21 protein-coding genes are annotated in these 21,913 nt (G+C 58.9%); 8 read left to right on the top strand and 13 right to left on the bottom strand.

Translation table 11 applies throughout. The features are described from left to right. Positions 1-5 precede the first annotated feature (5 nt). The 5 genes from surA to G5380_RS20170 are packed head-to-tail and all read left to right on the top strand — an operon-like array spanning position 6 to position 4,296. Positions 6-1,304, top strand: coding sequence for a peptidylprolyl isomerase SurA (gene surA / locus G5380_RS20190; RefSeq protein ID WP_421353078.1), 1,299 nt, complete (start codon positions 6-8; stop codon positions 1,302-1,304). Continuing rightward, positions 1,304-2,299 (top strand): 4-hydroxythreonine-4-phosphate dehydrogenase PdxA, encoded by a 996-nt coding sequence (gene pdxA / locus G5380_RS20185; RefSeq protein ID WP_201987519.1) that lies wholly within the window; start codon positions 1,304-1,306, stop codon positions 2,297-2,299. Before surA ends, pdxA begins: the two co-directional genes overlap by 1 nt. Then, complete coding sequence (rsmA, locus tag G5380_RS20180; protein WP_064337250.1) at positions 2,289-3,101, top strand: 16S rRNA (adenine(1518)-N(6)/adenine(1519)-N(6))-dimethyltransferase RsmA; 813 nt, start codon at positions 2,289-2,291, stop codon at positions 3,099-3,101. Before pdxA ends, rsmA begins: the two co-directional genes overlap by 11 nt. 4 nt (positions 3,102-3,105) lie before the next feature. Continuing rightward, positions 3,106-3,468 carry a Co2+/Mg2+ efflux protein ApaG gene (gene apaG, locus G5380_RS20175; protein WP_201987518.1) on the top strand — a complete coding sequence of 121 codons (363 nt, stop codon included), beginning with the start codon at positions 3,106-3,108 and terminating at the stop codon, positions 3,466-3,468. Between the two features lie 6 nt (positions 3,469-3,474). Further along, positions 3,475-4,296 (top strand): symmetrical bis(5'-nucleosyl)-tetraphosphatase, encoded by an 822-nt coding sequence (locus G5380_RS20170; protein ID WP_005358331.1) that lies wholly within the window; start codon positions 3,475-3,477, stop codon positions 4,294-4,296. Between the two features lie 118 nt (positions 4,297-4,414). Here the strand turns inward: G5380_RS20170 and G5380_RS20165 are convergent, their stop codons facing one another. Continuing rightward, positions 4,415-4,915 (bottom strand): 2TM domain-containing protein, encoded by a 501-nt coding sequence (locus G5380_RS20165; RefSeq protein ID WP_421353077.1) that lies wholly within the window; start codon positions 4,913-4,915, stop codon positions 4,415-4,417. A 226-nt stretch (positions 4,916-5,141) separates the two neighbouring features. Continuing rightward, complete coding sequence (locus G5380_RS20160; protein WP_421353076.1) at positions 5,142-6,131, bottom strand: luciferase-like monooxygenase; 990 nt, start codon at positions 6,129-6,131, stop codon at positions 5,142-5,144. A gap of 210 nt (positions 6,132-6,341) precedes the next feature. On the opposite strand from G5380_RS20160, the gene G5380_RS20155 reads away from it, so the two are divergent. Then, positions 6,342-9,233 carry an HD domain-containing phosphohydrolase gene (locus tag G5380_RS20155; protein WP_421353075.1) on the top strand — a complete coding sequence of 964 codons (2,892 nt, stop codon included), beginning with the start codon at positions 6,342-6,344 and terminating at the stop codon, positions 9,231-9,233. 132 nt (positions 9,234-9,365) lie between these two features. Next, entirely contained in the window at positions 9,366-9,704 is a 339-nt protein-coding gene (locus G5380_RS20150; RefSeq protein ID WP_421353074.1) for a hypothetical protein, read from the top strand. An 84-nt stretch (positions 9,705-9,788) separates the two neighbouring features. On the opposite strand, the gene G5380_RS20145 is transcribed toward G5380_RS20150, so the two are convergent. The 4 genes from G5380_RS20145 to rplU form a co-directional block, all read right to left on the bottom strand. Continuing rightward, entirely contained in the window at positions 9,789-11,159 is a 1,371-nt protein-coding gene (locus tag G5380_RS20145; RefSeq protein ID WP_421353073.1) for a YjiH family protein, read from the bottom strand. A gap of 366 nt (positions 11,160-11,525) precedes the next feature. Further along, the gene (cgtA, locus tag G5380_RS20140; RefSeq protein ID WP_005339026.1) at positions 11,526-12,728 is read right to left on the bottom strand and encodes an Obg family GTPase CgtA; all 1,203 of its coding nucleotides are present in this window, start codon (positions 12,726-12,728) and stop codon (positions 11,526-11,528) included. Between the two features lie 190 nt (positions 12,729-12,918). Continuing rightward, complete coding sequence (gene rpmA, locus G5380_RS20135) at positions 12,919-13,176, bottom strand: 50S ribosomal protein L27 (protein ID WP_005304202.1); 258 nt, start codon at positions 13,174-13,176, stop codon at positions 12,919-12,921. Between the two features lie 17 nt (positions 13,177-13,193). After that, positions 13,194-13,505 (bottom strand): 50S ribosomal protein L21, encoded by a 312-nt coding sequence (rplU, locus tag G5380_RS20130; protein WP_005304210.1) that lies wholly within the window; start codon positions 13,503-13,505, stop codon positions 13,194-13,196. Positions 13,506-13,747: 242 nt separating this feature from the next. Between rplU and ispB the strand changes: the two genes are divergently transcribed. After that, positions 13,748-14,719, top strand: a complete 972-nt coding sequence (gene ispB / locus G5380_RS20125) for an octaprenyl diphosphate synthase (RefSeq protein ID WP_019444890.1) — start codon at positions 13,748-13,750, stop codon at positions 14,717-14,719. An 81-nt stretch (positions 14,720-14,800) separates the two neighbouring features. Here the strand turns inward: ispB and G5380_RS20120 are convergent, their stop codons facing one another. The 7 genes from G5380_RS20120 to mutL form a co-directional block, all read right to left on the bottom strand. Further along, entirely contained in the window at positions 14,801-14,989 is a 189-nt protein-coding gene (locus G5380_RS20120; protein ID WP_005339036.1) for a DUF2065 domain-containing protein, read from the bottom strand. A gap of 105 nt (positions 14,990-15,094) precedes the next feature. Continuing rightward, entirely contained in the window at positions 15,095-15,979 is an 885-nt protein-coding gene (gene hflC / locus G5380_RS20115) for a protease modulator HflC (protein WP_005339038.1), read from the bottom strand. Between the two features lie 3 nt (positions 15,980-15,982). After that, a complete protein-coding gene (gene hflK, locus G5380_RS20110) occupies positions 15,983-17,134 on the bottom strand; it encodes an FtsH protease activity modulator HflK (protein ID WP_005339041.1) in 1,152 nt (383 codons plus the stop codon). A 91-nt stretch (positions 17,135-17,225) separates the two neighbouring features. Then, positions 17,226-18,512 carry a ribosome rescue GTPase HflX gene (gene hflX, locus G5380_RS20105; RefSeq protein ID WP_005339043.1) on the bottom strand — a complete coding sequence of 429 codons (1,287 nt, stop codon included), beginning with the start codon at positions 18,510-18,512 and terminating at the stop codon, positions 17,226-17,228. Between the two features lie 63 nt (positions 18,513-18,575). Beyond that, positions 18,576-18,839: an RNA chaperone Hfq gene (gene hfq / locus G5380_RS20100; RefSeq protein ID WP_005339045.1), complete on the bottom strand. Its 264-nt coding sequence runs from the start codon at positions 18,837-18,839 to the stop codon at positions 18,576-18,578. Positions 18,840-18,911: 72 nt separating this feature from the next. After that, entirely contained in the window at positions 18,912-19,841 is a 930-nt protein-coding gene (gene miaA, locus G5380_RS20095) for a tRNA (adenosine(37)-N6)-dimethylallyltransferase MiaA (protein WP_421353072.1), read from the bottom strand. After that, the gene (gene mutL / locus G5380_RS20090) at positions 19,831-21,705 is read right to left on the bottom strand and encodes a DNA mismatch repair endonuclease MutL (protein ID WP_421353071.1); all 1,875 of its coding nucleotides are present in this window, start codon (positions 21,703-21,705) and stop codon (positions 19,831-19,833) included. The genes miaA and mutL overlap by 11 nt, the downstream gene beginning before the upstream one ends. Positions 21,706-21,913: the final 208 nt, after the last annotated feature.

Here is a 21,913-nt window from a genome sequence, read left to right as displayed (position 1 = left end):
TGGATATGAAAAAGACCCTGATTGCCCTGCTGACCGCGGGAATGTTCGGCGCCATGAGCCAGGCCGCACTGGCTGCGCCCGAGCTGATGGACAAAGTGCTGGCCGTGGTCAACAAGGACGTAGTGCTGTCCAGTCAACAGGACGCACTGGTCAACAAGGTAAAACTCTCCGCCCAGGAGAGCGGCCAGTCTCTGCCTGACGATGCCACTCTGCGCAAACAGGCACTCGACCGTCTGATCCAGGAGAGCCTGCAGCTGCAACTGGCGGATCGCCAGGGGCTGAAGATCAGTGATACCCAGCTGGAACAGGCTATTCAGGGCATCGCCGCCGACAACAAGATGACCCTGGATAAGCTGCGCGCCCAGCTCGCCCGTGAAGGGATGACCTATGCCCAGTATCGGGAAGAGGTTCGCCGCGAGATCCTGATGAACGAGGTGCGCCGCAATCAGGTGCGCCGCCGTATCAACATCTCCGAGCAGGAGGTGAAGCAGGTGGTGGAGATCCTGAAGAAACAGGGTCAACAGCAGAACGAATACCACGTCGGCCATATCCAGATTGCCCTGCCGGACAACCCCACCGCCGCCCAGCTGGATGCCGCCAAGAGCAAGATCGAGCGCATTCTGGCCGCCCTCAAGCAGGGTGCCGACTTCCGCAAACTGGCCATTGCCGAGAGTAACGGCCCCAAGGCGCTGGAAGGGGGTGACTGGGGCTGGATGAGCCCGCAAGAGATGCCGACCCTGATGGCCGAAGCGGTACAGGGTACCAAGAAGGGCGATATCGTGGGCCCGCTGCGCTCCGGCGCCGGTCTGCACATCGTCAAGGTGTTCGACACCAAGGGTCAGCAGCAAGTGATGCAGACCGAGGTGAAGGCCCGTCACATCCTGATCAAGCCCTCCATCATCCTGAGCGAAGAGAAAGCCAAGGGGATGCTGGATGGCATTCTGCACGACATCAAGAGCGGCAAGGCAAGCTTCGCCAGCATGGCGGAGAAGTATTCCGAAGATCCGGGCTCTGCGGTGCAGGGTGGCGAACTGGGCTGGTCTGATCCCAACGTCTATGTACCAGAGTTTCGCGACATGGTTAACCGGCTGCAACCAGGCCAGATCAGCGCCCCCTTCCGCACCAGCCACGGCTGGCACATCGTCCAAGTGGAAGATCGTCGCAGCCAGGATGCCACTGACAAGGCTCTGGAACAGCGTGCCTATCAGCTGATCTACAATCGCCGCTTCGTGGAAGAGTCCCAGGCCTGGTTGGACGAGCTGCGTGATGAGGCTTACATCCGTGTCGAAGGATCTGCGAGCTGATGAGCTGCCGTCGCCTTGCCGTTACCCCGGGCGAACCGGCCGGGATCGGCCCGGATCTGGTGCTGCAGATTGCCCAGCAGGATTGGCCCCACCAGTTGGTGGTGATCGCCGATCCGGCGCTGCTGCGCGAGCGAGCGGCCCTGCTGGGGCTGCCCATCGAGCTTGAGCCCTATGATGCCAGTCAACCGGCACAACCGCAGCGAGCCGGCACCCTGACGGTATGTTCTGTCTCTCTCGGCGCCCCCGTGGTGCCGGGCGAGCTGAACGAAGGCAATGGCGCCTATGTGCTAGCGACCCTGCAGCGTGCCTGCGATGGCAACATGAGCGGCGAATTTGCCGCCGTGGTGACCGGGCCGGTGCACAAGGGGATCATCAACCAGGCCGGGGTCTCGTTCAGCGGCCACACCGAGTTCTTTGCCCAACAATCCAACACTGCCGATGTGGTAATGATGCTGGCAACCGAGGGGCTGCGGGTCGCACTGGCGACTACCCATATTCCGCTGGCCTATGTAGCGATGGCCATCACCGAAGATCGCCTCGGCAAGGTGATCCGGATCCTCAACGAGGATCTCGCCACCAAGTTTGGTATCGCCAAACCCCGTATTTACGTCTGCGGCCTCAACCCCCACGCCGGGGAAGGTGGCCATCTCGGACGTGAAGAGATTGACGTGATCGAACCCGCCCTGGTCACCCTGCGCCAGGAAGGGATCGATCTGGTCGGCCCATTGCCGGCCGACACCCTGTTCCAGGAGAAATACCTCAAGGATGCGGATGCGGTACTCGCCATGTACCACGACCAGGGGCTGCCTGTGCTCAAATACAAGGGCTTCGGCAGTTCGGTCAATATCACCCTGGGGCTTCCCTTCATCCGCACTTCGGTGGATCACGGCACCGCGCTGGATCTGGCAGGCAAGGGCCTGGCCGATCCGGGCAGCCTTGTCACCGCGATTAACCACGCCATCAAGATGGTAGAGAAAAAAAGATATGAGCAGTAAGGTGCACATGGGCCACACGGCCCGTAAGCGTTTCGGTCAGAACTTCTTGCACGACCGGTATGTGATCGATCAGATCGTCGCCGCCATCAACCCGCAGCCGGGTCAGAATCTGGTGGAGATCGGTCCGGGTCTGGCCGCGCTGACCGAGCCAGTCGCCGCCCAGATGGACAAAATGACCGTGGTCGAGCTTGACCGGGACCTGGCAGCTCGCCTGCGCGAGCACCCGACCCTCAAAGACAAGCTGACCGTCATCGAAGCGGACGCCATGCGTTTCGACTTCGGCACCCTGATGGGTGAAGGCAAGAGGCCGCTGCGAATCTTCGGCAACCTGCCTTACAACATCTCCACCCCGCTCATCTTCCACCTGTGCGAGTTTGCCGACCGGGTTGAAGACATGCACTTCATGCTGCAAAAGGAAGTGGTATTGCGTCTGGCCGCCGGCCCCGGCAGCAAGGCTTATGGCCGTCTGAGCGTGATGACCCAGTACTACTGCCAGGTGGTGCCGGTGCTGGAAGTGGGCCCGGGCGCCTTCAAACCGGCGCCGAAAGTGGACTCTGCCGTAGTTCGCCTGATCCCGCACAAGAATCCGACCATAGTCGCAAAAGACATTCGTTGTCTGAATCGCGTCTGTACCGAAGGCTTTGGCCAGCGTCGCAAGACCATCCGCAACAGCTTCTCCAACTTCATCACCGACGCCCAGCTGACCGAGCTTGGTATCGATGGCAACCTGCGCCCGGAGAATCTCTCCCTCGAGCAGTTTGTCATGATCGCCAACTGGCTGGCGGATCAGCAACAGGCCTGATCCTGTGGCACTCCCGCACATCGAGATCCGCCCATACCCCCTGTATGTGGCGGGCTCCAAAGACCCTTACCAGTTTCACTATCTGATCGAGATTGAGAATCTGGGGCCCGGCCCGGTGCAACTGCTTCATCGGCGCTGGCTCATCACCGATGCCAATGGCAAGATGCTGGAAGTGGCAGGCCCAGGCGTGGTCGGGGAACAACCCGTCATTGCCGAAGGTGAGACCTACCGCTACCAGAGCGGCGTGCCGCTGGCGACCCCGCTTGGGGTGATGGAAGGGAGCTATACCCTGCAAGATGGCTCTGGTCAGCAGTTCGAGGCGCCCATCGCCCCCTTCACGCTGGCCATCCCCAATATTATCAACTGAGGTTTCATGGCGAACTGTTTTGTCGGTGACATCCAGGGCTGTTACGACGACTTGCGCCGTCTGCTGGATCTTGCCGCGTTCGATCCCGAGAATGACGTGCTCTGGCTCTGCGGCGATCTGGTCGCCCGCGGCCCGGACTCCCTCAATACCCTGCGTTTTGTCAAAGGGCTGGGCAACCGTGCCGTTACCGTGCTCGGCAACCACGACCTGCACCTGCTGGCTGTCGCTGATGGCGTTGCACCGCTCAAGAAGAAAGACAAGCTGCAAAGCCTGATGGATGCCCCTGATCGGGATGAACTGCTGGAGTGGCTGCGCCACCGCCCGCTACTGGCCGAACATCCGGATCTCCCCATCATGATGGTGCATGCCGGGATCTCCCCCGCATGGGATGTCCGCACCGCGCGCAACTGCGCCCGCGAGGTAGAGAGCCTGCTCCGCGGTGACCAGTACAGCTGGCTGCTGCACAACATGTACGGCGACCAGCCCGATGGCTGGAAAGATGATCTGGTCGGGATCGACCGCTACCGCTACATCATCAACACCTTCACCCGAATGCGCTTCTGCTACTTCGATGGTCGGCTCGACTTCAAATGCAAGAAGGGCCCCAAGGAGTCGACCCCGGGCCTTCGTCCCTGGTTCGAACAGCGCGAGCATCACGTGGATGACCCCATTCTGGTGTTCGGCCACTGGGCGGCCCTGATGGGCAACACCGGCAAGAGCGACATCAAAGCGCTCGATACCGGCTGTGTCTGGGGCAACAGCCTCACTCTGTGGCGCTACGAGGATGATGCCCTGATCGCCACCCCTTGCCCGGTTCACGCCAGCTAGGGGGACGCAGCAATCTGGCGGTCGCTGCCGCACGGATTGCCACAACCCGCTCCAATCACAAAGCCCGGTAATCTGCCGGGCTTGCTGTTTTAGGCTCCCTGTTTTCCGGCGAACGAAGTTACAACTTGCGCCCCAGCCGCTTCTCGATCTGGCGCCGCTCCCACTCGGGGCCAAACAGCTTGAAGGGCTGAAACACCCGAACAGCATGGGAGGCAAGCCCCAATCCCCAGCCCAGGGTTGGCCACCAGGCCCAGATGTACTCCGGATTGCTCAGGCAATTGATGACAAACAGCCCGCAGATCACCACCACGTAGCTAGCGACATGGTGATAGAAGCCCTTGAGCTCCTCCACATAGCGCATTGCCACCCGCTCCTCTGCCGATACCTGGACCGCATCCTGACCCATAGTGTCACTTCCTCTCATCTCGCGCTCCTGTTGCTCTGATCCATCCAGTTGAGCCACATCGAGTTCAAAGACAGCGGCCAGGGCCTTGAGAGATTCCAGTCCGGGTTGCTGCCCCTGCTCGATCCGCTGGATGGTGCGAACGCTCAGGCCGGTAAAGGCGGCCAACTGCTCCTGTGACCAGCCCCGCTGCAATCTCAACTTCCTGACGATCATCTCGAACTCCTTGTGGTAATTGACAGGGCCAGCATAGGGGCCGGAGGGTGGCAGGTGACACGACAACGGCCTGACACCAACCTGACTTTCCTTTTAATTCAGTACATTAGATAAAAGATAGATATCCGAGATCCAGTTCCCCAACAGTCTCTTTGCGAAAACCAGACAGCAGGGTGACACCTGACTCTCTCTGCAAGATAGCGCCTTTGTATCCGGGGAGGCGAGCTTATAGATCCCGCATCACCCCTGCAGCAATTTCGAAAGAGCGCAAGCGAGCCTGATGATCGACGATGGGGCCATTGAACATCAGCTCATCGGCACGGGTTTCCGCCAGCAGCGCCTTGAGGCCATGGCGGATCTGCTCCGGATCGCCCACTAGCGAGCGAGCCAGGGTCTGCTCCATCGCCATCAGCTCCCGGGGTGCCCACTCGTCGCCAAGCTGGACGACCGGCGCGGGCAGCTTGCCCGCATCACCGCGATGAAGGCGCAAGAACTGCTGCTGCACGGTAGTGAACTGGAAACGGGCCTCCCGCTCGCTGTCGGCGGCGATCATGTTGATGCAGACCACCGCATGGGGCTTGGGCCAGCGCGCAGAGGGACGATACTGGCTGCGGTAGATTTCCAGCGCCTGCAGCAACATGGCGGGCGCGAAATGGGAGGCAAACCCGAACGGCAAGCCCATCGCCGCTGCAAGTTGCGCGCTGTAGAGGCTGGAGCCCAGCAGCCAGATGGGCAGATGCAGCCCCTGACCGGGCACCGCCTGCACCGCGCCGATCTCGTCGCCAAAGTAGCTCATCAGCTCGCGCACATCGGCCGGAAAATCATCCACCTCGCCACTGCGCATACGCCGCAGCGCCCGCATGGTGCGCTGATCGGTCCCGGGGGCGCGGCCAAGGCCAAGGTCGATGCGGTCGGGATAGAGAGAAGCCAAGGTGCCAAACTGCTCGGCAATCACCAGCGGCGAGTGGTTCGGCAGCATGATGCCACCCGCGCCGATCCGCAAAGTGGTGGTGGCTTCGGCCAGATGACCGATCAGCACCGAGGTGGCGGCACTGGCAATGCCCGGCATGTTGTGGTGTTCGGCCAGCCAGTAGCGCTGGTAACCCCAGCCCTCGGCATGGCGGGCTAGATCCCGCGAACGGCGAAATGACTCGGCAGGTACGGAACCTTCGGCAACAGGCACCAGATCGAGCACGGAATAGGGGATGGCAGGCATGAGTCACTCCATGGATTTACAGACCAGTAACAAGTGAGGCAATGTAGCACGGGATACCTGAATGAATCACTATCTCCTGCCAAGCTCTGCCTGGCAGTGGGCAACCATGGAAAAGCACAGATATCAGGCCAGTATTGTCATTTCTGTTATCGTATTGACACACTGCTGACAGATCGTCTCCGCAAGCATCACTGTGACAAGGAAATGTCCATGATCACTGCCAGATCCGGGCGCAAGCCCTTCTATGTTCACATTGCCACCCTATTTACCCTGCTGTTCAGTGTGCTGGGCATGCTGCTGATTCTGCTGCAGTTCCAGCAGGGCTCTCGCCAGATGCTGGAACATGAGCGCCACAACTTCAAACAGTACCGGGAACAGCTGGCCCTCGCTCTGCAATTGAACGAGCAGCCAGCCCGCATGTCCCTCAGCCTGCTAGCCAGCAGCCGACTGGCCGACATGAGCGATCTGGCAAGCCGACTGGAGTATCTGCCGCAGTTGGCAGAGATCTTGGCCAATCGCGACAGCTATGGTGCCGTCTACATCGGCTATGAGAGTGGCGATTTCTTTCTGGTACGAAAACTCACGGAACGGGCCCGGGCCCAGTTGCAGGCTGTGCCTGAAGGCAGCCAGTTGCTGGTTCAGAGCCTGAGTAGCGGGCGGGGAGAGTTCCTCTATTTTGATGAGCAGCTGCAACTTTTGGGGCGGCGAGCCATGGCGGATTATCGATTCGATCCCCGCAGCCGCGACTGGTACCGGCTGGCTCGCGGTTCATCAAAGATTGTCGCCACCACCCCCTATCTCTTTTTTACCACCAGGGAGCCGGGCATGACGCTGGCTGTCACCAGCCATAGCCAACGCGCCGTGATCGGGCTGGATGCCAGTGTCGAAGGGCTCTCGGCCTTGATTGGCGAGCTGCAGTTGCCGCTCCAAAGCCAGGTAGTGTTGTTCGATCGCTCCGCGACCCTACTGGCGGCCGATCCTGTACATCTGCCAGCCTATGATCAGCTAACCCAGCTGCCAGCGATCACGGCTCTGGGCAGCCCAGTCATGGCCGAGCTGAAAACTAGGCTAGAGAGGACGCCTGTGCTGCTGGATGGTTCTCCCCGGGAGCTGACCCTGACCACAGGGGAAAAACAAGAGTGGCTGGTCAATATCTCCCCCCTCGGCAAGGACACCCCTTTTTACATCGCCCTGCTGGTCTCGGCAGATCTGCTCTATCAGCAGGCACGCAATGAAGCACTGATCAATATGGCATGGGCGCTGACCAGCCTGTTGTTGCTGCTGCCAGTGATCTGGATGGTCTCCCGCCGTACCGCTACCCCGCTGCTGGCCCTGACCCGCGAGGCCGAGCGGATCCAGCGTTTCGACTTTGGCGAGGGGCAGGTTCCAGAATCGGCCATCCGGGAGATAGATGACCTTGCCCGCACCATGTCCGGCATGCGCCAAACCCTCGGCAACTTCATGAACATGGGTAGAGCACTGGCTGCAGAGCACCGCTTCGACTCCCTGCTAAGCCGCATCCTGCATGAAACCATCGCCGCGGTACAGGCAAAAGGGGGGAGCCTCTACCTGGCCCAACAGCAAAAGATGCAGCCGGTCCAGGCCCGCTGGCAGCAAACCGAGCAGCCCCTTGGGCAGGTTCCATGGCCACAACCATTGCTATCCGGCATGGCCACTTCCCAGCGCATCTCCCTCAGCCTGGATGAGGCGACATGGAGGCAACACCTGGACAGTTGGGGTTCCTTTCCCGACCCATGCCAGCTGGTGGCTGAGCCGCTCTGCGGCCATCGTCAGGAGCTGATCGGATACCTCCTGCTGATCCTGCCACGCTGCAGCGAACAGGAGCTGGCATCGCGCATCAGCCTCATCGAAGCGCTGGCGGGCACTTCCGCCTCCGCCATCGAGAACCAGCGCTTGCTGGAAGAGCAGAAACAGCTGCTCGAATCCTTTATCGAGCTGATGGCCGGCGCCATCGACGCCAAGAGCCCCTACACCGGCGGTCACTGCCAGCGGGTGCCGGAGCTGACCCGGATGCTGACCGAGGCGGCCTGCGCCCAGCGACAGGGCCCCTTTGCCGATTTCACTCTCAACGAGGAGGAGTGGGAAGCCATCCATATCGCCAGCTGGCTACATGACTGTGGCAAGGTGACCACCCCGGAGTTCGTGGTCGACAAGGCCACCAAACTGGAGACCCTCTACGACCGGATCCACGAGATCCGCACCCGTTTTGAAGTACTCAAGCGGGATGTCTATATCGAGTGCCTCGCTGCCCGCTTGTCATCAGAGATCAGAAGTGCCTGCCGGGAAGAGGCAGCCCCGCGCTGGGCCGAGCTGGATCAGGAGTTTGCCTTCATCGCCGAGTGCAATCTGGGTGGCGAGTGGATGGCCCCCGAGAAGATTGAACGGCTCGACGCCATCGCCAGCCGCACCTGGCTGCGCACCCTGGACGATCGGCTCGGCATCAGCCGGGAGGAGCTCAAGCTGCGTCAGAAAGAACCGTCTCCCGAGTTGCCCTGCCTCGAGCCACTGCTGGCCGACAAGTGCTGGCACCTTGTGCCTCGTCCGGATGGAGATCGGTTCGACGAGCACAATCCCTGGGGCTTCAAGGTCAAGGTACCGCACCATCTCTACAACCGGGGGGAGAGATACAACCTTGCCATCAGCAGGGGAACCCTCACCGAGGAGGAGCGCTACAAGATCAACGAGCACATCATCCAGACCATACGCATGCTGGAGCACCTCCCCTTCCCCCGTCATCTGCGCTGCGTGCCAGAGATTGCCGGCGGTCATCACGAGCGGATGGATGGCAAGGGTTACCCACGCCAGCTGACCGGAGCACAGATGAGCGTACCAGCCCGCATCATGGCTATCGCCGATATTTTCGAGGCGCTGACCGCCAGTGATCGCCCCTACAAATCTGGCAAGACGATCTCCCAGGCTCTTGCCATCATGCAGAACATGGTGCGTGAACAGCATATCGACTCGGATCTGTTCGCCCTGTTTGTCAGCAGCGGCATCTGGCGCGATTACGCTAGGCGCTTCCTCGAGAGCGCCCAACTGGATCAGGTGGACGAAACCGCACTGCTGGCCGCACTGGCCTAGGCTGGGTCATATTTTCTTACATTTGCGGGCTGGCCTGAGCGCCCCCGGCTGGTTATAACGGTGCCCCTATAGCGAAGGGGGAGCAATAGACTCCCCCTCACTCTTTGTCACACCACACTGTTCAGGTTATCTATGTCAAAACATCTCGTTCTGCTGGGCGCGCTGACGCTCTCCGGCTGCGCCCTGTTGTCTCCCCCCGCCCCTACCGTCACCCCGGTGCACCTTGCCGATACCAGCCAGCTCGGCTTCTACATCGAGTGCAGCAGCATGAAAGCCTGCTTCCAACAGGCCAACCAGACCTGCCCGCAAGGTTACAAGGAGACCGATCGTCGCCAGCAGACGCTCTACAGCACCCAGTATCTGGGGGGAAGCTATGACAAGGAGAAGAAAATCTACCAAGCTGCCAAGCCCTATCGCATCGCCAACACAATCCACTCGCTGACCATCCAGTGTCCCGTCACTACAGGCTGAGCCAACCGAAGGGGTGCTCTCTCCCGTTACTGCGAAAAAGAAAACGGTCAACCGAGGTTGACCGTTTTTCACTGCGCAGCGCCCTTAGAACAGCAGGTGTGCCACCCCGGCAATAACCGGCAAGGTAACCAGAGTGCGCAGCAGGAAGATAACGAACAGCTCCCACAGCTTGACCGGGATCTTGCTGCCCAGCAGCAGGGCGCCCACTTCCGACATATAGATCAGCTGGGTCACCGACATGGCGGCAATCACGAAGCGGGTCATGTCGCTCTCGATGGTCGAGGCCAGCACCGCCGGAATGAACATATCGGCAAAACCGACCATGATGGTCTTGGAAGCCGCTTCCGCCTCCGGCAGTTGCAGCAGCTCCAGCAAGGGGACGAACGGGGCGCCAAGCCAGTTGAAGATAGGGGTATGTTCGGCCAGCATCAGGGCACAGGTACCGATCGCCATCACCACCGGCAGTACGCCAAACACCATATCCAGTGCATTCTTCACCCCTTCCCGCGCGACGGCGCCGAGATCAGTCATGCTGTCAGCCTTGGTCAGCGCACGCTCGAAACCATAGCTCATTACGCTGTGCTGGTGCGGCACGGCTTCCTGCTTGCGGCACAGGGGGGTGCCATCGGCATAGATGTCCTTCTTCCAGCAGAGCGGTGGCAGACGCGGCACCACGATAGCGGCAACCACCCCCGCCAGACAGACGGTCAGGTAGAAGGGAACGAACATGTGCTCCAGCTTCACCTGGGAGATCACCACCAGACAGAAGGTGATGGAGACAGCAGAGAAAGTGGTGCCAATCACCGCGGCTTCACGCTGGGTATAGAACTTCCCTTCGTACTGCTTGCTGGTTAGCAGGATGCCGACGCTGCCATCGCCAAGCCAGGAGGCAAAGCAGTCCACAGCGGAGCGGCCCGGCAACCGGAACACCGGACGCATGATGCGAGTCATCATGGTGCCGACAAATTCCAGCAGACCGAAATCGAGTAACAGTGGCAGCAGCAGGCCGGCAAAAATGAAGACTGAAAACAGCACTGGCAGCAGATCATTAAGCACCAGGCCGCCGGTTGCGCCTGAATAAAGCACCTCTGGTCCCACCTGGAAGAAGGTCAGCAGCACGAAAATACCACCCACCACCCGCACGCAGGCCCAGAAAGGGGAGACATTGAACAAGCTGTTGAGGAAAGGACGACGCACCAGAATCGCTGGCTTGAACAGCCAGGCAATCACCGTCATCAGCATGGTGGTGGTGATCACCGCACTGACCATGGCGACCAGATAATCGGCAAAAACGCGCTGTACCAGCTTGGCCAGCACGGCCACCGGGATGGTGACGTTACCGTCATAGACGACCGGCGTCATGAACAGCAGGATCCCGATAAGTGACGGAACCAGAAACATCAACAAATTACGGCGAGTATTGACCGCAGGTGCTTCGAGACTCTTTTCCAACATGATATGACTGCCCTAATGTTACTTTTCCCTAGCCCGGTCAACCTGCGTATTCATGCATTAACCGGCAAAACGGGCGCAAGAATACTCTAAAAAAATGCACAAACAAGCCCTTAAGGCAGAAATCTGCGCATAAATATTTCAACAGGTAAACCTTCCATTAAAACAATAAGATACAGCGGCGCATATCGATTCAATCGACATCGCCAGATGATTGTTTCGTTATTGTTAATTTTGGTGGGCAGTATAATCGGTTATCAGTAGCAGGCAATAAGTGACATCACAAATATACCTAATGAGTTGCTGCTCGATAGACATAAAAAAACCGGAGCCTGTTCAGGCTCCGGTTTTCAATGAGAGTGACGGGGATCAGTCACGGACGTAGATGACTTCAACGCCATCATCTTCGTCGTCATCCCAATCGTCATCATCAAGCCCTTCATCGAAGGCAAGAGAGGCAGCCAGTGCTTCCGCTTCAGCCTTGGCCAGCTGGTTCTTGTGGTAGTCGTCCCACTTAAACTCCACCTTCTCGATGGCGTCTTTGGCATCTTCCGCCAGCTGACGGGGCATGGTATCCAGCAGATCCAGTATGTCGTAGCAGACCTTCTTGGTGCCTTCCTTGCTGATGGCAGTGATGGCATAGACCGGCCCTTCGTGGTTCAGGGCCGCCTTGACGCGATCCATCACCTCCTGGGCTTCCTCTTCCAGGATCAGATCCATCTTGTTGAACACCAACCAGCGCGGCTTGCCAGCCAGTTCAGGGCTGTACTTCTCCAGCTCCTTGACGATGGTCACGGCATTTTCAGCAGGATCGGAGCCATCAACCGGGCAGATATCCACCAAGTGGATTAGCACGCGGCAACGCTCGAGGTGTTTCAGGAAGCGGATACCCAGGCCTGCACCTTCGGCAGCGCCTTCGATCAGACCCGGGATATCGGCGATCACGAAGGAGCGGGAGTTCTCACCACGCACCACACCGAGGTTCGGCACCAGGGTGGTAAAGGGATAATCAGCGACTTTCGGGCGAGCCGCAGAAACGGCGCGAATAAAGGTAGACTTGCCTGCGTTGGGCAGACCCAGCATGCCGACATCGGCCAGCAGCAGGAGCTCCAGCTTCAGGGTACGCACTTCACCCGGAGTACCGTTACTCTTCTGACGGGGAGCACGGTTGACGGAGCTCTTGAAGCGGGTATTGCCCAGACCATGGAAACCACCTTTGGCAACCAGCAGCTTCTGCTCGTGGTGGGTCAGATCCCCCAGCAGTTCACCGGTATCTTCATCGGTCGCACGGGTACCAACCGGCACACGCAGGATCTTGTCCTTGCCGCGGCGACCGGTACAGTTGGCGCTCTGGCCATTCTCACCGCGCTCGGCAGCATGGAAACGCTCGAAACGGTAGTCGATCAGGGTATTGAGGTTCTCGTCGGCGATCAGATATACGTCGCCACCATCACCGCCATCACCGCCGTCCGGACCACCGTTGGGAATATATTTTTCACGGCGAAAGCTTACACAACCGTTACCACCGTCACCGGCATCGACTCGAATCTGGACTTCATCAACAAACTTCATAGGTAACCGTCACCTTAATTCGAAAAACCGATACGCAATTATAGTGGTACAGACCCCTGCGGGCGATACGCATCTTGCCTCTCCGGGCAATCTCGGTACCCGGGTCATCTGCGTTCCGTTTTTTCGTCATTATTTCGGAAAAACAAAAGCCCCGCCTGTTGGCGGGGCTTCGGATCCTTGCGGTCCGTAATTACTCAGCAACGATGCTAACGTACTTACGATTCAGCGGACCTTTAACTTCGAACTGCACCTTGCCGTTCGCGGTAGCGAACAGGGTGTGGTCCTTGCCCAGACCAACGTTCTCACCAGCGTGGAACTTGGTACCGCGCTGACGAACGATGATGCTGCCAGCCAGAACTGTTTCGCCGCCGAAACGCTTCACGCCCAGGCGTTTAGCTTCAGAATCGCGACCGTTGCGGGATGAACCGCCAGCTTTTTTGTGTGCCATCTATCGGACTCCTCTAATTAAGCGCTGATGCCAGTGATTTTGACTTCAGTGAACCACTGACGGTGGCCCGCTTGCTTACGGTGGTGCTTACGACGACGGAACTTGACGATAGTCACTTTCTCGCCACGGCCGTGAGCCACAACTTCAGCTACAACCTTGCCACCTTCAACGAAAGGAGCACCTACTTTAAAAGTGTCGCCTGCAGCAACCATCAGCACTTCGTTGAAGTCGATGGTAGCGCCAGTCTCAACGTTCAGCTTTTCCAGACGAACGATTTGACCTTCGGCCACACGGTGTTGTTTTCCGCCGCTTTGGAATACCGCGTACATTTGATTAACTCCGTAAAGGCATGTCTTTTGCTCAAGGCTAGACATGCGCAAAAACCTATAACAATGGGCGGGCATTCTACGCAAATCGATCTGCTCAGGCAAGGCCATTTTCGCAAAAAGTTTATTTTGTGCGCATATCTGCCGCCGTGGATAAACGCCTAACTGTAACCCATTGTGAAATCGTGTAGAATCCCTGCCATTACTAAAATCGCAGTTATTGCTGCTGTCACGTTACGAGACTTATGGACCAACAGACTATCCGTGCGCTCTGTGCCGCCGACATGACGGCGGTCAATGAACTGATCCTGGCCCGACTCCAGTCCGACGTTAGTCTGATCAATCAGCTGGGTTTCTACATTGTCAGCGCCGGCGGGAAACGGATGCGCCCCATGCTGACCGTGATGGCTGCGCGTGCGCTGGGCTATGAAGGTGAGGATCACCTGAAACTGGCCGCCATCATCGAATTCATTCACACCTCTACCCTGCTGCACGACGACGTGGTCGACGAATCCGACCTGCGCCGTGGCCGGGAGACCGCCAACGCCATGTTTGGCAATGCTGCCAGCGTGCTGGTCGGTGACTACCTCTATAGCCGCTCCTTCCAGATGATGGCCGAACTCTCCAACCTGCGGGTGATGGAGATCCTCTCGGATGCAACCAACACCATCGCCGAAGGGGAAGTGCTGCAGTTGATGAACTGCAACGATCCGGATACCACCGAAGAGAGCTACATGACGGTCATCTATTGCAAGACCGCCAAGCTGTTCGAGGCCGCCACCCGTCTCGCCGCCGTGCTGACCCATCAGCCCGAGCCCGTCGAGCAGGCCATGACCGACTACGGCAAGTATCTGGGTACCGCCTTTCAGATCATCGATGATGTGATGGATTACTGCTCCCAGAGCGAAGAGATGGGCAAGAACGTCGGCGACGATCTGGCCGAAGGCAAACCGACCCTGCCGCTGCTGCGCGCCATGGAAGTGGGTACGCCGGAAGAGCGCCAGCTGGTACGCGATGCCATCGAGCACCGCAACGGCATGGAGCATCTTGAGCAGATCCTTGGCATTCTCGACCGCACTGGCGCGCTGGAGTACTCCCGCATGCGTGCCAGGGAAGAGGCCGACAAGGCCATTGCCGCCCTCGCCATCCTGCCTGACTCCCCGCACAAACAGGCGCTGGAAACACTGGCCCACATGGCCGTGCAGCGCAGTGCCTGAGTAAACGACATGCATGAAAAAAGAGGCCTTCGGCCTCTTTTTTATTGTCTGCTATCTGCTGAACTGTGCATTGCACCAGACTCAGCGACTCAGCATCCAGAGGATCACGCTACCCGCAACCACTAACGAGCCGCCGATACGGCGCAACTGCTCCGGTGGCTGATCGCTCAGCAGCCGCAACATCTGCTGCCATGCCCTGGGCATCAACAACGGGCCGAGCCCCTCGAACAACAGCAGCAATCCCAACCCCATCAGCATGGATGTCAGCATCCGACCTCCTTGAATGCAACCAGCCACCTGGGTCGGCGGCTGGCGTTGGCACCAAAAACAAAAGGGTCTGACAATGCAGACCCTTTGAATGTGACCTCGTGGCGATTACTGCTTGGTGCCGTGAGGAGACTTGAGGTAACGGAAGAACTCGCTGTCCGGCTTCAACACCATCAGGTCGTTGCCACCGGCAAAGCTCTTGCGATAGGCCTCCATGCTACGCACGAAGCTGAAAAACTCGGGGTCTTTCTTGTAGCTGTCGGCATAGATCTTGGCAGCTTCCGCATCCCCTTCACCGCGCAGCTGGCGAGCGTTACTCTCGGCGTCGGCGATCATGACGGTTACCTTGCGGTCGATATCGGCACGCAGGATTTCAGCCTTCTCGCGACCCTGAGAGCGGTGCTCACGGGCCACAGCGGTACGTTCGGCACGCATCCGCTGGTAGATGGAGTTGGAGACTTCCACCGGCAGGTTGATCTGCTTGATCCGCACATCCACCACCTTGATGCCGAGCTCGGAGGAGCGCGCCATCTTCTTCAGGGCATCTTCCATCACGGTACTACGCTCACCGGAGACGATGTCCTTGATGGTGCGGTTACCAATCTCGGAACGCAGACCGTTGTTGATCTTGCGCTTGAGCAGATCTTCCGCCTGCAGCTTGTTGCCACCACCGGTTGCCAGGTAGTACTTGGAGAAGTCCTCGATCTTCCACTTCACGTAGGAGTCGATGATCAGGTCTTTCTTCTCGGAGGTGACAAAACGGTCGGCCTGGCTGTCAATGGTCTGGATGCGAGCATCCATCTTGCGAACCTGGTCGATGAGCGGCACCTTGAAGTGCAGGCCCGGCTCATAGAGGCGGGGCTCACCGGAGTCAACCCGCTTCACCTTGCCAAACTGCACCACAATCCCCTTCTGACCTTCATCAACGATAAAGACAGAGGAGAAGCAGACCATGGCCGCGACAGCGATTGCACCAATAGCTAGCTTTTTCATCTATCAGTTTCTCCCTGAGCTGAAGCGGTCACCGCTACGCAGCGGCATTGTCGGCGTAGAGTTGGCACCCTCGTTGGAAACGGGGACCTGCTCTGTGACCGGGGCGACAGTGGCACGATCAGACTGGGCAGCCTTCGGCTTGCCAGACAGCTTGTCGAGCGGCAGGTAGATCATGCTGTTGTTGCCAGCCGGCATGTCGACCACCACCTTGTTGGCCTGCTGATAGAGCTCTTCCATCGTTTCCAGATAGATACGCTCACGGGTCAGCTCGGGGGCAGCCAGATACTGGGGCAGCAGCTCGTTGAAGCGAGCGACTTCACCCTGGGCTTTCAACACGATCTGGGATTTGTAAGCTTCCGCTTCCTGCTCCAGACGCTTCACCTGGCCACGGGCCTTGGGCTCCACTTCACGGGCATAGGCTTCTGCTTCACGAATGAAGCGCTGTTCATCTTCCTGAGCGGAGATGGCGTCATCAAAGGCGTCTTTCACCTCTTCCGGCGGACGCGCCGGCAGGAAGTTGACGTCGACGATCTGCAGACCCATCTGGTAGGGCTCGATGATGCCATCGATCACCTGCCAAGTCTCCTGACGCACTTTCTCACGACCGGTAGTCAGGACGTCATCCATCCGGGTATGACCCACTACATAGCGCAGGGCGCTATCGGTGGCCTGACCCAGACTCTCGTCGGCATTGGTCACGCTGAACAGATACTGCTCGGGATTGACCACACGGTACTGCACGTCCATCTCGACCCGTACCACGTTCTCATCCTGAGTCAGCATGAAACCGGAGGCAGGCAGGGAGCGCACGGACTCGACGTCCACCGGGATCACCTGATCGATAAAGGTCGGCTTCCAGCGCAGGCCCGGCTCGACAATATGGGAAAACTTGCCAAACCGCAGCACGGCACCACGCTCCGCTTCGCGAATGGTGTAGAAGCCGCTGACGACCCACACCACCACAGCCACAACCAGCGCGATGGAGATACCAAAGCGACCTACATCGCCGCCAGATTTGCCGCCACCAAACAAGCCACCGAAACGGCGACTCACTTTGCGCAGCATTTCATCCAGATCAGGGGGTCCCTGATTCTTGCCGTTATTCCCCCAAGGGTCACGGTCTTTGCCGTTGTTACCAGGCTCATTCCAAGCCATCAGCGTCTCCATTAATACATGCGGATGGATATCATCTCTATCGGGCCATCATACGTTGCGAAGCCCCTAAGGGTTCATCTTCATCAACGAATCAATGCCTGATAAAGCGTTGTAAACTCTCACCTTCCTGTTTCACGAGGCGGTTCCAGTCGGCCACTTGCAAGCGGACTTCCAGCACGAAATCACCCTCCTCGCTAAAACCTTCCTGCTCAATCCCTTTCAGCTGATAGAGCGCACTGCGCAATCTCGCGGCAGAAGGAGGCAACTGCAGGGTGTGATGCACCATGGAGCCAGCCAGCAATTCGGTCAGCGCCGTAAACAGATGCTCACAACCTTCACCGGTCTGGGCCGATAACCAGACGCGCAACGGGCGCCCCTCGTCATCTCGCTCCAGACCTGCCGGACGATCCGCCAGCTTGTCGATCTTGTTGCAGATCATCAGCTGGGGCCTGTCATCGGCTTCGATCTCGGCCAACACCTGCTGCACGGAGTCGATATTCTCCTGCATCTGCTCATCGGCACAGTCCACCACATGCAGCAGCAGATCCGCTTCACGGGTCTCCTGCAGGGTCGCCTTGAAGGCCGCGACCAGATCATGGGGCAAGTGTCGAATAAATCCAACTGTATCCGCCAAAATCACATCACCCACATCCCGGATCACCAGTTTACGCAGGGTGGGATCCAGAGTTGCGAACAATTGGTCGGCAGCATACACGCTGGCAGCTGTAAGTTGGTTGAACAAAGTGGACTTTCCGGCGTTGGTATAACCAACCAGTGACACCGTCGGCACTTCGTTGCGGTTGCGGGCGCGGCGTCCCTGCTCCCGCTGCTTGGCCACCTTGTCGAGCCGACGCAAAATCGCCTTGATGCGTTCCCGCAGCAGACGTCGGTCAGTTTCAAGCTGGGTTTCACCCGGACCACGCAGACCGATCCCGCCCTTTTGACGCTCAAGGTGGGTCCAGCCTCGCACCAGACGAGTGGAAAGATGGCGCAACTGGGCCAGTTCGACCTGCAGTTTACCTTCGTGGGTACGGGCGCGCTGGGCAAAGATATCGAGGATCAGGCCGGTTCGGTCCACCACCCGGCACTGGAACAGACGCTCCAGGTTGCGCTCCTGGGCAGGGGTCAGGGCATGGTTGAAGATGACGACGTCGGCATCCAGCATCTGGACTTGGGACGCGATCTCTTCAGCCTTGCCACTGCCGACAAAAAATTTGGCACTGGGCGCACTGCGACTGGTGGTAATTACCCCCAGCGCATTGACTCCGGCCGAGCTCACCAACATCTTGAGCTCTTCCAGATCCTCCCGCTCACCCTCATCACTGAAGTTGACATGCACCAGAACGGCCTGTTCGCCAGCTTCATAACGGTCAAACAAGCGCTTGCTCCTTAACAGGAATCATGATGAATCTGAGTTGGCGAGTCGACTCGCCCAGGGATATCACGCCTCGGCATCACCCTGTTCATCAGCCGCGCCACCCGGAGTGGGCTGGTGATGATTGACGGCACGGGCCGGTACGACAGTCGAGATGGCGTGCTTATAAACCATCTGGCTCACGGTGTTTTTCAGCAGGATAACAAACTGGTCAAAAGACTCGATCTGACCTTGCAGTTTGATGCCGTTCACCAAATAGATAGAAACAGGAATCCGCTCACGGCGCAGCGCATTCAAAAACGGGTCTTGGAGAGATTGCCCCTTAGCCATTTTTCTTTTCCTTATAGTTTGTTGTTTTTAAACACCGAATATCAATATAACAACCTGATTATACAGGGAGTGTCAAGCCGCACCAGCGCGAGCAAGCACGCGGTCGAGATTGCCAGACTCACCAGATTCCAACCAGGTCACATCGGGCCAGCCGCGCAACCAGGTCATCTGTCGTTTTGCCAATTGGCGTGTGGCAACAATGCCACGATAACGCATCTCATCATACCCCACTTCACCGCACAGGTAGTCCCACATTTGGCGATAACCCACACAGCGAATGGAGGGGAGATCCGGGGTCAGATCGCCGCGCGCCATCAGCGCACGAACCTCCTGTTCAAAGCCACCTTGCAGCATCTTGTCAAAGCGCTGTTCGATCCGCTGATGCAGCACGGCGCGATCGCTCGGGGCGATGGCAAACTGCTGCACCCGATAGGGTAAGCCCTCCCCCTGCACCTGCGTCAGCTCGGTAAGTGTCTTGCCGCTGATGCGGTAGACCTCAAGCGCCCGGCTGAGCCGCTGCGGGTCATTGGGGTGAATTCGCGCCCCGGCCACCGGGTCAATGCGCACCAGCTCGTCGTGCAGCGCCTGCCAACCGAGGCGGGCAGCCTCTTCCTCAATCCCGGCACGAATGGCGGGATCGGCACAGGGCAGCGGGGACAATCCCTCCAGCAGCGCCTTGAAATAAAGCATGGTGCCGCCCACCAGCAGCGGAATGCGGCCGCGATCGGCGATCTCTTTCATCTCTCGCAGGGCATCCTTGCAAAAATCGGCTGCCGAATAGCTCACTGCGGGATCAAGAATGTCGATCAGCCGGTGCGGGGCACGTGCCAGTTCATCGGAGGTCGGCTTGGCCGTACCTATATCCATGCCGCGATAGATCAGCGCCGAATCGACGCTGATGATGTCGCAGGGCAGCGCCTGGCACAGTTCAATGGCGAGATCCGTCTTGCCGGAGGCCGTCGGCCCCATCAGAAAAATTGCGGTCGGCAAGTCACTCGCCATGTTCAAACTCCTCCAGCACGGTCGCCAACGAAAGGGGACGCACCATGCGAATGTCTGCCAGTTGGTCACTGAAATCATTCACAAGTTCCGTCAGCAGACGACTGGCAGTTGAAAAATCGTATATCTTCTCGCGGCTTATCCCCTGCTCCACCAGCCATTGGCATAATACTTCAGCCTGCTGACCAGCATCACTGTCAGATCCGCCCTCGATAATTTGCAGCAATTCGGGTAACAGACGCACCAGATCGGTCTGGCGCAGCAGAGCCGGCACCCGAGTCAGGATCATGGTGTCGCGCCCCCCGCTTTTCAACTCCAGCCCCATCCGTTTCAGCAAACGTTCCTGCTCGGTCACCAGCGCGATCAAATTCTTCGGCAGCTTGAAGGAGACCGGCAGCAACAGCGGCTGGGCCGCCAGTCCCTGACACCAGGTCTCCAGCAGCCAATGGCGTAGCAGCACACGCTCGGCACGCACCAGCGAGAGCAGCGCCAGCTGATTATCCCGCTCGATCAACAGGTAGGCCTGCTCCACCAGTGTCAGGGCGCGACATCCCCCCTGTTTGGGTGACGGCACTGGATCAGTGGGCTGCACAGGCGCAGCCTCAGTCGCAATTGCGATAGGCAGCGTAGTTAGCAGAGCGCCCATGCCGCGCATCGCCTCCCGACTGGGGGGCTCGGGCGGTTGATAATTGCTGGCTCGGCCTGCACCACCACCGTTCCCTTCCCGCACCTGTGCAGGTGCCCGGTAGCTGTGCTCGGCACCGTACCATTCCGGGCGTGGCACCTGACCGGGATAGTCAATCTGCGGACTGACCGGCAACTCGACCAGGGTTTCGGCCAGCGGCGCGTCCTGATGAACGGCGCTGACTCCTTCGCGGCGCAGCGCAGTAAACAGCGCCTGAAAGATAAAGTCGTGGATCAGTCGCGCCTGATGGAAGCGCACCTCATGCTTGGCCGGGTGGACGTTGACATCCACCTGACGGGGATCCAGCTCGATATAGAGCACATAAGCGGCGAAACGATCGGGAGGCAACAGCTCATCATAGGCCTGACGAATGGCGTGGTTGATGAGCTTGTCGCGCATCATCCGGCCGTTGACATAGGTGTATTGCAGATCGTTTTGTGGTCTTGCCCCCTCCGGAGTCGCCAACCAGCCCCACAGCCGCACATCGCTGTGCTCGCTCTCCACCGCCAGCGCATGGTGCATGAAGGGGGTGCCGCAAACGGCGGCGAGGCGACGCTCCTGCTCCGGCACGGTATTGGCGGCCTTGTACTGGCGCACCACCTTGCCATTGTGGCGCAGGATCAGGGTGGCATCGAAGCGGGAGAGCGCGATGCGGCGCACCAGCTCGTCGATATGGGCAAACTCGGTCTTTTCGCTGCGCATGAACTTGCGCCGCGCCGGGGTATTGAAGAAGAGATCCACCACCTCCACCGTGGTGCCCACCGGATGGGCCGCCGGCTTGATGGTGACGCTCATCTCGCGCCCTTCCGCCTGGGCTTGCCAAGCTTCTGACTGATCTGCAGTACGGGAGGTGAAGGTGAGACGGGAGACTGAGCTGATGGAGGCGAGCGCCTCACCACGAAAACCGAGGCTATTGATCCCTTCCAGATCATCCAGCGTGGCCACCTTGGAGGTCGCATGACGAGACAGCGCCAGCACCAGCTCATCTTTGGCGACGCCACAGCCGTTGTCACGGATGCGGATCAGCTTGGCTCCCCCCTTGTCGATGTCGATCTCGACCCGGTCGGCCCCCGCATCCAGGCTGTTCTCCACCAGCTCTTTCACCACAGAAGAGGGCCGCTCCACCACCTCTCCGGCTGCAATCTGGTTGGCCAGAATGGGTGGCAAAATACGGATCGGCATCATTTACTCCTGAATTTCAATCTTGCGGATAGAGAGCCGTTCCACCACCTCTCCACCAACCGGAATCTGGTTGGCCAAGATAGGGGGCAATATACGGATCGGCATCACTTACTCCTGAATTTCAATCTTGTGGATAGAGAGCCGCTCCACCACCTCTCCACCAACCGGAATCTGGTTGGCCAGAATCGGGGGGTAATATACGGATCGG

It is taken from the genome of Aeromonas sp. 604443, assembly GCF_049170315.1.
Classification (GTDB): domain Bacteria; phylum Pseudomonadota; class Gammaproteobacteria; order Enterobacterales; family Aeromonadaceae; genus Aeromonas; species Aeromonas veronii_A.
This window is presented reverse-complemented; position numbering and strand designations above follow the sequence as displayed.